We start from the raw sequence: 15,289 nt of genomic DNA on the forward strand, positions 1-15,289 counted from the left end.
CGAGCATTGCGTTTATACTCAAATTTTCTCAATCCATTCACAAATAGGATCATACAGGGTATCTATATTTCCTGCACCTACGGTAAGAAGGATATCAAAATCTTTTTCTTTTATTTTTTCAAAAGCATCGGATAATGTCGATACTTCTTTCTTATCTAATATCACTTTGTCCAGCAGCCAGCTTGAATTAACTCCTTGAAAATTCTCCTGAAGTTCTCTTGCAGGGTAAATATCAAGCAGAATAAGTTCATCTGCTTTGCTTAAACTTTCTGCAAACCCATCTGCGAAATCTCTTGTTCTGCTGAAAAGGTGAGGCTGGAATACCACCACTAGTTTTTTATCAGGGTAAAATGTTCTGATTGAACTCACTACGGCATTAATTTCTGTAGGGTGGTGAGCATAATCATCAATATAAATTTTACCGTTTTGATAAATATGTTTGGTATATCTTCTTTTAATTCCTTTAAAGTTGGCAATTGCTTTTCTCAGCGTATCAAAATCTGCGCCTAAATTATGCAGAATAGCCAGTGCTACAGTAGCATTCTCCACATTATGGATTCCCGGAATTTCCCAGACAAAATCTTTTATTGTTTCAGTAGGAGTATGGAAGTCAAAATAAATTTTATCATGATCCATTCGCAGGTTGTCAGAATAATAATCTGCAGGCTCATTGACTGCATACGTTTGATGTCCTCTGCCAATTTCTACTCCTTTTCTTACAAAGAGCTGTTTGTCTTGAGGCACTAAAGCCGCAAACTGTCTGAACCCCTCTTCAATATGGCTCTTATCTCCATAAATATCCAGATGGTCTGCATCTGTAGAAGTTACAACTGCCCAATCCGGAGAAAGGTTCAGGAAGCTTCTGTCATATTCATCTGCCTCTACCACAGAATATTTGGAACCGTTGTACAGGAAGTTCGATTTAAAGTTTTCAGAAATTCCTCCTAAAAAACATGAGAAAGGCAGATCTGCTTCTTTGCATAAATGGGCCACAAGGGTAGACGTTGTTGTTTTACCATGAGTTCCCGCAATAGCAATACAATCTGTATTTTCAGTGATTAACCCTAAAACTTTAGCCCGTTTCAACACTTCAAACTGATTTTCATTGAAGTAATCCAGTATTCCAAGCGTTTTAATGGCTGGAGTATAGATAACTAACGTATCTTCTTTCTGAAGAGAAGTTATCCTTTCATCAATAAGATCTTCAAAAACAATATCAATCCCTTCATTCATCAGATTCTGAGTCAGTTTTGTATTGGTTTTATCGTAGCCCAATACTTTTTTTCCGGATGCATTGAAATAGCGCGCTAATGCGCTCATTCCGATACCTCCGATTCCAACGAAGTAAAAAGTCTGATATGTTTGTAAAATATTCATTTATTTAAAAATTGAAAGATTAAATGATTAAAAGATCTCTCCTATTCAAATTATCTCGTTACTACTTTAAAAATTTCGTCTACAATCTCTTTTGCGGCATTTGGCTTGGCAAAATAGTTAAGGTTGGCAGACATTTCTTTTCTTACATTTTCATTTTCGCAGATTTCTGATAATGTATTCCAGAATTTTTCCTGCATTTCAGAGTCTTTTACCATTCTTGCTGCATTTTTTTCAACCAGGTTCATGGCATTTTTAGTTTGGTGGTCTTCCGCTGCAAAAGGGAAAGGAACCAAAAGGACCGGTTTTTGTGCCACTGCCAACTCTGAAATGGCAATTGCTCCGGCTCTTGAAACGATGATATCAGCTGCAGAATAGGCCAGTTCCATATCTTTGATGAATTCAAGGATCTGAATATTACGAGTGTCTGTATCTTTTGTTTCGTTTACAATATCTTTATAATCAAGCTTTCCTGTCTGCCAGATCAGCTGATAATCTTTATCTACAATTTGTTTTAAATGAGATTTCCATGCATTATTCAATGTTCTGGAGCCTAAAGAACCGCCTACAGAGAGAATTGTAAGTTTATCTTTATTCAATCCCATTTTTTCTTTTGCCTGAGCGGTTTCCTGCATTCCTGAAACTATGTTCTCGCGAATCGGATTGCCCAGAAATTTTATTTTCTCTGCCGGAAAACCTTCTACTTTCGGATAAGCTGTAAAAACAGCTTTAGCTTTCTTACTTAAAATTTTATTGGTTACCCCTGCATGAGCATTCTGTTCCTGTATGAAAATCAGAATCCCCATTTTGCTTGCTTCATAAAGGGCTGGACCGCTGGCAAATCCTCCGGTTCCTACGGCAAAATCAGGAGCGAAGTTTTTGATAATCTTTTTAGACTTTGATAAGCTTTTTAGAATTTTGAAAGGCAGTCCCAGATTGGATAACAGATTTCCTCTGTCGATTCCTGCGATATCAATTCCCTCAATTTTATAGCCTGCCTGTGGAACTTTTTCCATTTCCATCTTTCCGTTGGCACCAATGAACAAAAATTCTGCATCAGGAAATCTTTTTCTGATCTCATCAGCAATAGCGATGGCCGGGAAGATATGTCCTCCTGTCCCTCCGCCGGATAATACTATTTTTAATTTTTTGTCCATGTTAAGCGATATCGTTTATTTCTGCTATACTTTGTTTTTTACCCATTCCTTCTTCATCATAAATCTGAATCCTTGAGCTTATATTTAAGATAATACCTAACTGCAGGTAGGTTACCAGCATTGAGGTTCCCCCATAACTAATTAGTGGCAGCGGCTGCCCTGTTACCGGGATCAGGTTGACAGCAACGGCTATGTTTACTGAAAGCTGAATGAAGATCATTACCCCGAGACTGAGCACGAGCAGTGATCCGAAAAACGCCGGCATTTTACTGGCAATCATTACGATCCTGATCATCATAATCAAGTATAAACTGATCAGAAAAGCAGCTCCAATTACACCATATTCTTCTACAATGACTGCAAAAATAAAATCGGAGGCAGATTGTGGAAGCATTTGTTTCAGTGCACTTTTTCCTGGTCCCATTCCGGTAATTCCGCCGTGTACAATGGCTGCTTTGGCCTGCATTACCTGATAGTTTTTTGCTTTTATACTTTCATCATCTACATCGGCAGATTTTGCTTTGCTCGAGGTAAATGTTTCTACACGGCTCATCCATGTGTGAACACGGTTTCCACCGATCATATTAGTATTCAGCGCTATTAATAAGAATAATACAATGGCTACAAATGAGGCAGAGATAAATCCTGCAATGTATTTCCAGTGAAGCTGACCTATGACAAGAACCACTACGGAAACCATTAAAATCATTAACGCCGTGGAACCATTATCTTTTGCAACCAGTACAAAAACAAGTAAAATAGGCCCGAAAATATACATGATATTCTCTATTGGAAGCCTTTCTCTTGTGATTTTTTTGGTTAAATATCTGCACAGATAGATGATCAGCATTAAAAAGGCAAATGATGACGGCTGGAAAGAAATGGGTGTTCCCGGAATTTTAAGCCATCTGGAAGCACTGGCTCCATCAATGGTCTGACCCGTAAACATAGTAACTACCAATAAAACAATCATCAGCCCGAGCAATATGCTGCTGAGCTTTCCGATGTATTCATATTTTATAGTTCCTACCAGTCTCATAATTGCTAATCCTAAGACTACAAAGAACATGTGTTTGATAACGTGACCCGTTGTAGTCCCGTTATTAACAATGTATTCGAGATTTGAACTTGCAGAGTAAACAGGGAAAATAGAGAAAATGGAGATCACAAGGATGACCATCCAAAGTACTTTATCGCCCTTTAGAAATTCAAATCTGCTTTCTGTGTTCTGTTCGTCCATATTTTTTGTATTGATGTATGATGTACAAGCAAAATGTACTTTTTACATCCGACATTTTACATTTTTTACTTTAATACCTGTTCTTTAAACTGGCGTCCTCTGTCTTCATAGCTTTTGAACAAGTCAAAGCTTGCACAGCACGGAGATAGTAAAACAGTATCCCCTTTCTTAGCCAGTGATTTTGAAATCTTTACGGCTTCTTCCATGCTTGAAGTATCATAAATTATTTCTTTTTTATCTTTAAAGAAATCTATGATCTTCTTATTGTCTATTCCAAGGCATACAATGGCCTTCACTTTTCTTTTGACTAAATCTTCAATTTCGGTATAGTCATTTCCTTTATCTAATCCACCAACAATCCATACGGTGGGTGTTTTCATACTTTCCAAAGCATAGTAAGTAGCATTCACATTGGTTGCTTTACTGTCGTTGATGTATTTTACATTATCAATTTCAGTAACAAATTCCAATCTGTGTTCTACGGCCTGGAATGTCATCAATGAATGTCTGATGCTTTCATTGTTGATTTTTAATATTTTACCGGCAATAGATGCTGCTAAACTGTTGGCTACATTGTGATTCCCCAATAGCGACAATTCATCAACTTTCATTGCGAATTCGTCTTTCATTTTTACCACAATTTCATCTTCATTGATAAAACCTCCTTCGGGTAATTTCTCTTTTATTGAGAAAGGAATCATTTTAGCTTTTATTTCAAGCTTTTCAAGAAGGTTTTTGCTCATTTCATCATCTTTGTTATAGATGAAGAAATTATCATTTTCCTGATTTTCAGTGATTCTGAATTTTGCCAACGCATATTCTTCATAGTTGTAGTTGTACTGATCCAGGTGGTCCTGAGACAGATTCAACAGTAAAGAAATATAAGGTCTGAAATTCTGAATATCATCTAACTGGAAAGAGCTTACCTCCAATACATAATATTCATGGTTTTCATCTGCCACCTGCTTGGCAAAGCTGTATCCTATGTTTCCTCCCAAACCTACATTCAATCCGTCATTTTTCAGGATGTAATAGATCAGGGAAGTTGTGGTTGTTTTTCCGTTGCTTCCGGTAATGGCAATGATCTTTGCATCTGTAAATTCAGAAGCAAATTCAATTTCAGAGGAAAGCCTGATTCCTTTATCATGAATTTTATGGATAATCTCCGCCTTTTTCGGAATTCCCGGGCTTTTTACGATCCAGTCTGCATTTAAAATCCTTTCTTCATCGTGGTTTCCTTCTTCAAAATCAATCTCATTCTCGGTAAGAAACTGCTTATAGTTATCCTTAATGGCTCCTTTATCTGAAAGAAATACTTCCAGACCTTTCTTTTTAGCCAAATAAGCAGCTCCGCATCCGCTTTCTCCACCTCCTAAAACAACTATTTTCATATTATTTTGATTTAATGATTAAAAGATTTAATGATTAAAAAAATTATTCAATGCTTCAATCTTTTAATTTTTAAATTGGTTTTTATCTCATTTTTAATGTGATCAGACATACAATAGCCAGTATTACCCCGATGATGATCATTCTGTTCACGATTTTACTTTCGTGGAAACCTTCTTTCTGATAATGGTGGTGTAATGGTGACATTTTGAATAGTCTATTGTTTTGGGCATATTCCAACCCGTATTTTCTTTTTCTGTATTTGAAAACAACTACCTGAAGCATTACAGACAGGTTTTCAATTAAGAAGATTCCGCATAATACAGGAATCAACAATTCTTTTCTTAAAATAATGGCTAAAACGGCAATTACTCCTCCCAGCATCAAACTTCCGGTATCTCCCATGAAAACCTGTGCAGGATAGGTGTTGTACCAGAAGAATCCGATCACCGCACCTACCATTGCCACGGCAAAAATGGTGGTTTCCCCCATATTGGGAAGAAACATGATGTTGAGATAGTCTGCAAAAATGATGTTCCCGGAAAGGTAAGCAAAGAGCGCCAGCGATAGCAGTATAATGGCACTTGTTCCAGCTGCCAGACCGTCGATTCCGTCTGTGATATTGGCACCATTTGAAACGGCTGTTACAATGAAGATGACAATAGGAATAAAGACAATCCATGCCCATTCATGGGCATCTTTATCATTCATCCAAAACAAAATTCCGCTATAATCGAATTCATTGTTTTTTGCAAAAGGAACGGTAGAAACAGTAATTTTTTCCGTAGGCATAAAGTTCTGCTCCACATTGTTTCTGTTGACTACTTTAGCATCGGCATATTTTCTTTTAACGGTAATATCCGGGTGGAAATACATTGTAATTCCGACAATTAACCCTAAACCAACCTGGCCTACAATTTTGAATTTACCACTTAAACCGTCTTTATTTTTTTTGATTTTCTTTAAATAATCATCAAGAAAACCAATAGCTCCCATCCAGAACATTGAAACCAGCAACAGAACAATATACACATTGGTAATTCTTGTAAACAGCAATACGGGAATGATGGTTGCCAAAATAATGATAAGCCCTCCCATGGTTGGAGTTCCTTCTTTTTGTTTTTGACCATCCAATCCGAGATCACGCACCAATTCCCCCATTTGTTTTGTTCTCAGGTAATTGATTACTCTTTTTCCGTAGACAAGAGCAATAATCAGAGAGAATAGTACAGCCATTCCGGCACGGAAGGAAATGTATTTCAACAATCCTAATCCCGGAACATGGATTCCATGGTTGGTTAGATATTCGTATAGATAGTATAGCATGTTTCTGTTTTTTTATTATTTAAAAATTTAATTTATTTAAAGATTTAAAGATTGGGTTTGTCAATATTTTCACTTAAATATTTAATAAAGTTTGATATGTTTGAAGAAACCTCTCTTGAAAGGGTGATGATTTCTCCAGCTTTATTTTCGTCACCTAATTTTAATCTTTTACTTACAATCAGCATACTTTTTACTTCTGCACAGCTGCCTTTTGCAATTTTTAAATATCTAATAAATTGTCTGTTATTATTATATTCTGAGCCTTCCGCAATATTGTTGCTAATTGAAAAGCTCGCTCTTTTTATTTGGTTGTTAAATTCAAATTCTTTTTCAAAGCTTTGATTTTGAAGAAACTCATACACTTTCTGAATAAGATCTAAACTTTTGATATATACCGGGAAATTTTCAAAATTCTTCGTCATCATCAAATTTTTAAATCATTAAATGAGTTTAATCTTTCAATTTATTTGGACATTAATTTCCAAAGCTCATTAATTACTTCTTTGTCATCAAAATGATGTTTTACACCATTTATCTCCTGATAAGTTTCGTGGCCTTTTCCGGCAACCAAAACAATATCTTTAGGTTCTGCAAATTTTATGGCCATCTTTATGGCTTCTCTTCTGTCTGGAATTGAAGTGTACTTGCTGAAATTTTGAGGTTCAACGCCTGCTTCAATTTCTTTGATGATCTGCGCAGGATCTTCTGTTCTCGGATTATCTGAAGTGATGATTGCCAATGTTGATTTTTTAGAGGCAATATTTCCCATTTCAGGTCTTTTAGAGTGATCTCTGTCTCCTCCGCAGCCAAATACGGTGATTAATCTTTCGTTTTTGGTTCTGATATCGTTGATGCTGTCCAAAATGTTTTCCAATGCATCCGGCGTGTGTGCATAATCTACGATAAAGAAAATTCCACCATCGGATTTGAAGGTTTCAAATCTTCCGGAAACTCTTTTTAATTTGCTGACCGCCTGAAGAATTTCATCCTGCTCAAAACCAAGTTCAGCAGCAATCCCGAATACAAGCAGCAAGTTGTATACATTGAATTTCCCGGTCAGTGTTGTCCAGAATTCTTTTCCGTTGAAGTTCAGCAGCATTCCGTTGAAATCTACTTCCAATAATTTTCCGTGATAGTCTGCCATGGTTTTCAAAGCATAAGACTTCTTTGCGGCCTTAGTATTCTGAAGCATGACATTTCCATTTTTGTCATCAACATTAGTGATGGCAATGGCTGTATCTTCTAATTGATCAAAGAATCTTTTCTTAGTTTTTAAATATTCTTCAAACGTTTTATGATAATCCAAATGATCATGAGTAAGATTGGTGAAGCCCGCTATTTTAAAGTGTAATCCTTCAATTCTGTTTTGAGCAATTCCGTGTGAGCTTACTTCCATGAAAGCAAATTCGCATCCTTTTTCTACCGCTTCCGCTAAAATCCTGTTGATGGTAATTACATCAGGAGTGGTATGGGTAGCCGGAATAATTTCCTCCCCGATTCTGATCTCAACAGTAGACAGCAATGCCGATTCATAGCCCAGGTTTTTGAAAACATCAAAAAGAAGGGTAGAAACAGATGTTTTTCCATTGGTACCGGTAACTCCTATCAGCTTTAATTTCTGAGAAGGGTTTCCGTAGAAATTGGAAGCAAGGTGACCCAGAGCTTTAGATGAGTCTTTCACCTGAACATAGGTTACATTTTCAACCAGTGTTTCTGGAAATTCTTCGCAAACGATTGCGGCAGCTCCTTTTTCAATAGCAGCTCCAATGAATGAATGACCATCCACTACGGTTCCTCTCATAGCAATGTAAAGAGAGTTTTCTGTAACCTTTCTGCTGTCGATCACTAATTCAGCTACCTCACGGTTATTATCACCGTGGATTTCCAGTACTGGGATTCTGTTTACTAATTCTGTTATAATCATCTTTATCAATAAGGCTTTGCCCTATTTTGTTTTAAATGTCCTTGCGGGACTTTGTTTCTAATTTTGCAGAGACAAATAAATTCTCTGGTTTTTACTGATTGTTGTGCCTTCCAGAGGGAATTGTTCTTTAATTCTTCCCACTCCTTTATAGTCGACACGGTATCCTAAGTTTTCCAATTGCGGGATTACGTTTTTACCGATTAATCCTACTACATTAGGCATTTGCTTATCATTGACTGCTACTTTTACATTAGGTTCAACCATTTTGCTCAGGTTTACCTTTTTGTCTACCAGCATTTCTTTTTCAATATTCTGAGGGGTTTTCAGGAATGTTTTTCCTGCTATTTCCTTAAACACCGGTGCTGAAACGGGACCTCCATAAAATCCTATTGATGTATTAGGTTCACTTATCATGACATAACAGGTATATTTCGGTGCATCTGCAGGATAAAATCCGGCGAATGATGCTCTGTATTTCATAGGACCGGGCAGCCAGTATTCAAATCTTGCGGTTCCGGTTTTACCTGCCATCTTAAGATTCGGGGTAAATATGCTTCGTCCTGTTCCTTTTTCTACTGCTTTGGTTAAAGCGCTGGTCATCATTTTAATAGCTTTTTCAGAAGCCATTTTGTTTACCATTACTTCAGGTTTAGCACTGTACATTACTTTACCGTCTTTCATGATTTTATCAATGAATAAAGGTTTAAGCATTTTACCTCCGTTAGCAACTCCGTTGTAGAAAGTTGTTAATTGTAAAAGGTTAACATTGGAAGAGTATCCGTAAGAAATAGAAGCCAGTGTTGCAGCGTTCCATCTTTTATTTTGTGGCGTTACGATCTTCGGTTTTGTGATTCCCGGAAGTTCAATATCCATTTTATCGAATAATTTCCAGCGTTTCAGGTGATCAAGAAATATCTGAGGTTTTTCTGCATAATATTTGGTGATCAGTTTTGCTGTTCCTACATTACTGGACTTCGCTAAAACATCACTGATGTCATAAGTTCCTCCGCCGTGTCCGTCTGAAATTCTTTGTTTTGCATAAGTCCAGACACCGTTTCCTACATTTACCGTTGTATTTTCATCAATGAAACCGTCATCCATTGCTGCTAAGAGCGAAATGGTTTTAAAAGTGGATCCCGGCTCAATATTATCTTTCAGTGCATAGTTGTAAGAGTCTTCGTAATCTCCTGAATCTGTTCTTCTTAAGTTAACAAGAGCACGTACTTTTCCGGTCTCAACTTCCATCACGATCACGGTTCCATGTTTTGCTTCAAAATGGATCAGCTGTTTCTCCAGAGCGGAGTGTGCAATGTCCTGAATTCTAAGATCTAAGGTCGTGTACACATCTTCTCCGTCCACAGGTTCCTGAACCTTCCAGAAGTCGATAGGTTTCCATTGAGAAGAATTGATTCTTTGCTCGAGTCTTTTTCCATCAGTTCCTGTCAGATATTTTGAGAATGCGCCTTCCAATCCTGATCTAAGTTCTCCGTTATCCATCCCAATGGTTCCGGCACCGATTTCTGAAGTAGCGAGTTCTCTTTTATAGTTTCGGTCAACGATAAATCCTCCTTTATTTTTACCTCTTTTGAAGATCGGGAACTTTCTGATTCTGTCGTATTGGTCAAAGTCAAGACCTTTTACCAAAGTGTAGTATTGATTTTTCTTTTTCTTCTGCTCATCAAACTTCTGTCTGAATTCTCCTCTGGATTTTCCGAACATTTTGCTCAGAGAATCCGTTAGCGCCCCGATATTATTGGAATACACCGTATCTTTCATTGTTTTGAAGTCAAGATAGATGTCGTAGCGCATCACTGTGGTTGCTAGAATAGATCCGTCAGACGCAAAAAGATTACCGCGGGCGGCCTTTAAAGTCGCTTCACGATAGTTTTTATTAATGTAGTCGTCTTTAATTTCCTGAACATTGGTATTCTGAAGAATAACAATTCTTGCCAAGAACATTACAAACACGCACAAAGCTACCACTGCAAAGAGGTAGCCCCATCGTAACGTTTTCTTACGTTTATTGTCGTATTCATTTTGCTTTTGCATCTGTACTGTCCAGTTTTATTAGCAATTTGTGAGGGTGGTTTTCCAGGGTCATCAATGAATCCCGGGCGACCTCTTTCCCCAGCTCTGATTCCATTTTCACTTTGATCAGCTTACTCTGGGCGTAAGCGTTTCTCGATTTGTATTCTTCTGTTTCCTCTTTTAAGGCGTTTACAATTTTAATTTTTTTATTGACGAGATGGTTGGTATAAATCATGGCCATCATCAGTACAAACAACAGGAGAAAATACTTATAATGTATTTTGATCTCATCACGGTTCAGAAAGTTTCCTTTTATAATATCTATAAAAGTGAGTCTTTTCTGGGGGCGATTTGTTGTTCTTTTTGCCACTTTATTATATCAGTTTGCTTCGCAGTGAACTTACTTCGGGTCAATAGTCAATTTTTATTTTGCTAAATGATTCACCATTGACGATTCACTTATTCACATTTTATACTTTTATACCTGTTCTCATTTTAGCACTTCTTGCTCTTGAGTTTTCTTCGATCTCCTGATCATCAGGAATGATTGCTTTACTCTTTATCAATTCAAATGCCTTTTTATAATTTCCGTAAATATCTCTTGCCGGCTCTCCTTCAAACATTCCGTTTTTCAGGAATCTTTTTACCAAACGGTCTTCTAAAGAGTGGTAAGAAATAACGACCAGCCTTCCTTCCGGTTTCAATACATTATAAGCCTGAACCAGCATTTCTTTTAATACTTCAAGTTCCTGGTTAACTTCAATTCTTATTGCCTGAAAAAGCTGGGCATAAAATTTATTAACCTTATGAGGCGGAATGTAGCTGAAAAGCTTTTTCAAATCCTCAGTAGTATCTATGCTTTTTGTTTTTCTGTGATGAACGATTTCTCTTGCCAGCTTTCTTGCTTCTCTTAATTCTCCATAATGATAGAAAAGATCTGCAAGTTCACTTTCTTCATATTCATTGATCACCCTTTTGGCATCAAGATTTTGCATTACGTTCATCCTCATGTCCAAAGGAGCATTGCTTCTCGTAGAAAAACCTCTGTCTGCTTCATCAAACTGGTGTGAAGAAACACCCAGGTCGGCCAAAACACCATCTACCTGAGGAACTCCGTACATCAGTAATGAGTTTTCCAGAAATCTGAAATTCTGATTAACTAATGTAAATCTAGGGTCATCAATTGTATTTTTAAGTGCATCCAGATCCTGGTCAAAACTGAACAATCTCCCTTTGTCGGAAAGTCTGCTCAAGATCTCTCTTGAATGGCCTCCGCCTCCAAAGGTGCAGTCCACATATATTCCGTCAGGATTCGTCACCAAATCATCAACACTCTGCTTCAACAAAACGGGGTTATGATACATGCTTAATTGTGTTTTTTATTTAATATATAATCAATTAATAACCTGCTACAGTTATTCTTCATCTAAAGAGCCCATCACATCTTCGGCAAGGCTTGCAAAATCAGCTTCATTGGTAGCAATTACCTTTTCATAGGCATCTTTATCCCAAATCTCAAAGAGTTCTCCTGCACTGGTGATCACAATATCTTTCTGAAGATTTGCGAAAACCGTAAGATCTTTGGAGATCTGTAATCTTCCTGCATTATCCAATTCTACTGTCTTTACTCCTGCCGTAAACATTCGTATGAAATCAGCATTCTTTTTTATGAATCTGTTCAGTTTATTAATTTTGCCCATCAGCTTGTCCCATGCATTCATAGGATAGACTTCCAGACAAGGCTGGAACACAGATCTTTTGACTACAAATGCCTTGTCTTCGAAGTTTTCCATCTGTTTGATTAAAGATGAAGGAACTTTTAAGCGGCCTTTGTCGTCAATTTTACACTCATATGTCCCAATGAAATTTTTCATTTGGGACAAATTTATATAATAATTTCCAAAATTTCCCACTTTTTCCCACTTTTTGACTCAATGTTAATAAGTTTTATTAGAGATTGAATTTCAATAATGTAAAATACTGATATGAAGACAGTTGTTGGAAGTGTTATTTAAGCCATAATAAAGCATGTTTGAAAAAAAAAGTTAAAAAGGAGAATATTATATTATTTTTATCTTAAATTAGGATAATCAAAATTTTTTTGAGGTTTAATTTGTATTTTTGCAAGGCTTTATTAAGGCGTTTTATGATATTTAGTACAAAAAAAGAAAAGAAATATTCCTATGTAGAAGCGGGAGAAGGACATCCATTAGTGCTGTTGCACGGGTTAATGGGTGGTTTGAGTAATTTCGATAAAATGGTAGATTTTTTTTCGGAAAGAGGCTTCAAAGTATACGTTCCTCAGCTGCCGATCTATGATCTGCCGGTACTCAATACGAATCTTACCACAATCGCAAAATATATTATCAAGTTTATAGAAAGTCATATTTCAGGCCCGGTAACCATTATGGGAAACTCAATGGGAGGGCATGTAGGGCTTATCTTGACGTTGGCAAGACCTGACTTGGTAAAAAATCTTGTGCTTACAGGAAGTTCCGGATTATATGAAAGAACTTTCGGAGATAGTTTTCCAAGGAAAAATGACCGATCTTACATCAGAAAGAAAACGGAAGAAGTTTTCTATGATCCAAAGGTTGCGACAGAGGATCTTGTAGATGAAGTTTTTGCGGTGGTAAATGACAGAATGAAAGGAATAAAAACGGTAATGCTGGCAAGAAGTGCCATCAAACACAATATGCTGAACGACCTTCCTAAGATTGTGACACCAACGTGTCTGATCTGGGGGAAACAGGATAATGTAACTCCGCCGGAAGTGGCCGAGGATATGCACAAGTTTATTCCGAATTCGGATTTATTCTGGATAGACCATTGCGGCCATGCTGCCATGATGGAAAAGCCGGATGAATTCAATGAAATCCTGTACAACTGGATAAAAGATAAAGTTTAATAAATACATCATAAAATGACCATTAAGAGCTTTTCTTAATGGTTTATTTTTCTAAAATATATTCAACAATGGTTATCAAGACAGCAGAGTTTGTAAAGAGCAGCGGAAAATGGCAGGAATGCCCCGAACCCAATATTCCCGAATATGCTTTTATCGGAAGGTCGAACGTGGGAAAATCATCACTAATCAATGCGATGATGAATCATAAAGATCTGGCTAAAACTTCGGGGACTCCGGGAAAAACCCAGCTGATCAATCATTTTTTGGTGAATGAAAACTGGTATCTTACCGATTTACCAGGTTATGGATATGCAAAAGTTTCAAAAGTTCAGCGAAAGGATTTTGAAAAGCTGATCACCAACTATATTCTGAACAGAAGAAACCTGGTGAACCTGTTTGTTTTGGTAGATTCAAGACATTCTCCACAGAAAATTGATCTGGAATTTATCCAATGGTGTGGAGAAAGCGGAATTCCATTTTCAATTGTCTTTACAAAAGCAGATAAGTTAAAGCCGAATGTAGTTATCAAAAACGTTGAGGATTATAAGGCAGAGCTTCACAAAACCTGGGAAGATCTTCCTGAACTGTATGTTACCTCAGCGGAAAAGAAAGAGGGCGGAGACAACATTCTTAATTTTATCCAAAAGACCAATGAATTTTTAACGAATAATAATATAAGTTTCGATGAGTAATATTGTCTGGAAAATCAAAACGTTTGACGAGTTTACGGTTCCTGAATTATATGCTGTACTGAAAGCCCGTATAGACGTTTTTGTTATTGAACAGAACTGTCCTTATCCTGATCTTGATAATTATGACCAAAAAGCGGTTCATATATGGGCGGAAGAAGATGGGCAGGTGCTGGCCTATTGCCGTGTTTTTGATCAAGGAATAAAGTATGATGAAACTTCCTTCGGCAGAGTTTTGACAACAGAGCAGGCGAGAGGAAAAAGTCTTGGAAAACAGTTGATACAATATGCTGTAGAAACCATAGAAAACCGTTTTCATACTTCTGAAATTAAGATATCAGCGCAGGATTATCTTTTAAGATTTTACAGCGGATTCGGATTTGTGGATACGGGGAAAAAATATCTGGAAGATGATATTCCGCATACGGAAATGATAAGAAAATAAAAAGGTATCTCAATTGAGATACCTTTTTTCGAACTGTATAAAATTATATTGGGTGTTATTAGTTTTTCATCATTTCTTACTCCAAAAGTAGAACAATTAAGAAAACTAACCTTACGGAAAACCGTAATGGGTTTAAATAATTCCCAAATCTTTGCAAAAAGCTACAAGCTGTTCATTACTTGTTATCTGAAGATCTTCCTTCATGCTGTTCAGTTTTTTCTCTACGCTGCTTAGACTATTGGGCTTAATATCATTGTTTTGAAGATAAACAGGGATGTTTTTCTGTAAAACTCCCTGAGATAAAAGAGAGACCAAAGTGATGTCATAGTTGGAAAACTCATAATTGTTGAGCTTCTTTACTTCCTGTTTAAGATCAAGAGAAAGATAATTTTCGTTCACATAGGTTGAAGCAATTGCTTTTTTAAGTTCTTTTGAATCATTTCGGGCCTTGCGAACAAAACCGTTGATTCCGTATTCGTTGAAAAGGCTATCGATAACTCCGGATCTGTGTTCTGCTGAAAAAACAATTACTTTTAAAGAAGGCTGCAGCTCTTTAATGGTTTTTATCAACTCTTTTCCATCTTTAAGATTTTGTATGTTGTGGTCTTCTTCAAAAGAAAGATCTGTAATTAACAAATCATAAAGATCATTTTCACGAATGGATTTTTGAATTTTAGCTAATGCATCATCACAATAATAAACATAATCTGTGGTGGAAATAGTAAGGTCTTCTAATGTCTTCTGTACAGAAATACTGCTGCTTTCGTGATCTTCAGCTATTAAAATTTTTTTGAACATTCTTTTTCTTT

At 36.7% G+C, this 15,289-nt stretch carries 15 protein-coding genes; 3 read left to right on the top strand and 12 right to left on the bottom strand.

All coding sequences use genetic code 11. The annotated features are described in order from the left end of the window. Positions 1 to 18: 18 nt before the first annotated feature. From murC to mraZ, 11 genes are all read right to left on the bottom strand, one after another. Complete coding sequence (gene murC / locus FW781_RS20710) at positions 19 to 1,377, bottom strand: UDP-N-acetylmuramate--L-alanine ligase (RefSeq protein ID WP_149389163.1); 1,359 nt, start codon at positions 1,375 to 1,377, stop codon at positions 19 to 21. A 50-nt stretch (positions 1,378 to 1,427) separates the two neighbouring features. Continuing rightward, entirely contained in the window at positions 1,428 to 2,531 is a 1,104-nt protein-coding gene (gene murG, locus FW781_RS20715) for an undecaprenyldiphospho-muramoylpentapeptide beta-N-acetylglucosaminyltransferase (RefSeq protein WP_149389164.1), read from the bottom strand. 1 nt (position 2,532) lies between these two features. Next, positions 2,533 to 3,771 (bottom strand): FtsW/RodA/SpoVE family cell cycle protein, encoded by a 1,239-nt coding sequence (locus tag FW781_RS20720; RefSeq protein WP_149389165.1) that lies wholly within the window; start codon positions 3,769 to 3,771, stop codon positions 2,533 to 2,535. A gap of 65 nt (positions 3,772 to 3,836) precedes the next feature. Next, positions 3,837 to 5,162 (bottom strand): UDP-N-acetylmuramoyl-L-alanine--D-glutamate ligase, encoded by a 1,326-nt coding sequence (gene murD / locus FW781_RS20725; RefSeq protein WP_149389166.1) that lies wholly within the window; start codon positions 5,160 to 5,162, stop codon positions 3,837 to 3,839. Between the two features lie 82 nt (positions 5,163 to 5,244). Beyond that, positions 5,245 to 6,486 carry a phospho-N-acetylmuramoyl-pentapeptide-transferase gene (mraY, locus tag FW781_RS20730; RefSeq protein WP_047377995.1) on the bottom strand — a complete coding sequence of 414 codons (1,242 nt, stop codon included), beginning with the start codon at positions 6,484 to 6,486 and terminating at the stop codon, positions 5,245 to 5,247. A 44-nt stretch (positions 6,487 to 6,530) separates the two neighbouring features. Continuing rightward, positions 6,531 to 6,908: a four helix bundle protein gene (locus FW781_RS20735; protein WP_149389167.1), complete on the bottom strand. Its 378-nt coding sequence runs from the start codon at positions 6,906 to 6,908 to the stop codon at positions 6,531 to 6,533. A 41-nt stretch (positions 6,909 to 6,949) separates the two neighbouring features. Then, the gene (locus tag FW781_RS20740) at positions 6,950 to 8,410 is read right to left on the bottom strand and encodes a UDP-N-acetylmuramoyl-L-alanyl-D-glutamate--2,6-diaminopimelate ligase (protein ID WP_149389168.1); all 1,461 of its coding nucleotides are present in this window, start codon (positions 8,408 to 8,410) and stop codon (positions 6,950 to 6,952) included. A gap of 57 nt (positions 8,411 to 8,467) precedes the next feature. Beyond that, positions 8,468 to 10,459: a penicillin-binding transpeptidase domain-containing protein gene (locus FW781_RS20745; protein ID WP_149389169.1), complete on the bottom strand. Its 1,992-nt coding sequence runs from the start codon at positions 10,457 to 10,459 to the stop codon at positions 8,468 to 8,470. After that, the gene (locus tag FW781_RS20750) at positions 10,443 to 10,808 is read right to left on the bottom strand and encodes an FtsL-like putative cell division protein (protein ID WP_002981890.1); all 366 of its coding nucleotides are present in this window, start codon (positions 10,806 to 10,808) and stop codon (positions 10,443 to 10,445) included. Before FW781_RS20750 ends, FW781_RS20745 begins: the two co-directional genes overlap by 17 nt. A gap of 100 nt (positions 10,809 to 10,908) precedes the next feature. Beyond that, complete coding sequence (rsmH, locus tag FW781_RS20755; protein ID WP_047378000.1) at positions 10,909 to 11,802, bottom strand: 16S rRNA (cytosine(1402)-N(4))-methyltransferase RsmH; 894 nt, start codon at positions 11,800 to 11,802, stop codon at positions 10,909 to 10,911. Positions 11,803 to 11,853: 51 nt separating this feature from the next. Then, positions 11,854 to 12,312 (bottom strand): division/cell wall cluster transcriptional repressor MraZ, encoded by a 459-nt coding sequence (gene mraZ, locus FW781_RS20760; RefSeq protein WP_149389170.1) that lies wholly within the window; start codon positions 12,310 to 12,312, stop codon positions 11,854 to 11,856. A gap of 272 nt (positions 12,313 to 12,584) precedes the next feature. On the opposite strand from mraZ, the gene FW781_RS20765 reads away from it, so the two are divergent. The 3 genes from FW781_RS20765 (at position 12,585) to FW781_RS20775 (ending at position 14,480) form a co-directional block, all read left to right on the top strand. Next, a complete protein-coding gene (locus FW781_RS20765; RefSeq protein WP_149389171.1) occupies positions 12,585 to 13,346 on the top strand; it encodes an alpha/beta fold hydrolase in 762 nt (253 codons plus the stop codon). A gap of 68 nt (positions 13,347 to 13,414) precedes the next feature. After that, a complete protein-coding gene (yihA, locus tag FW781_RS20770; protein ID WP_149389172.1) occupies positions 13,415 to 14,038 on the top strand; it encodes a ribosome biogenesis GTP-binding protein YihA/YsxC in 624 nt (207 codons plus the stop codon). Further along, complete coding sequence (locus FW781_RS20775) at positions 14,031 to 14,480, top strand: GNAT family N-acetyltransferase (RefSeq protein WP_149389173.1); 450 nt, start codon at positions 14,031 to 14,033, stop codon at positions 14,478 to 14,480. The genes yihA and FW781_RS20775 overlap by 8 nt, the downstream gene beginning before the upstream one ends. Before the next feature lie 132 nt (positions 14,481 to 14,612). Here the strand turns inward: FW781_RS20775 and FW781_RS20780 are convergent, their stop codons facing one another. Then, positions 14,613 to 15,278: a response regulator gene (locus tag FW781_RS20780; RefSeq protein ID WP_149389174.1), complete on the bottom strand. Its 666-nt coding sequence runs from the start codon at positions 15,276 to 15,278 to the stop codon at positions 14,613 to 14,615. Positions 15,279 to 15,289: the final 11 nt, after the last annotated feature.

Origin of the sequence: Chryseobacterium panacisoli, assembly GCF_008274625.1 — a bacterium.
GTDB classification, from domain to species: Bacteria; Bacteroidota; Bacteroidia; order Flavobacteriales; family Weeksellaceae; genus Chryseobacterium; species Chryseobacterium panacisoli.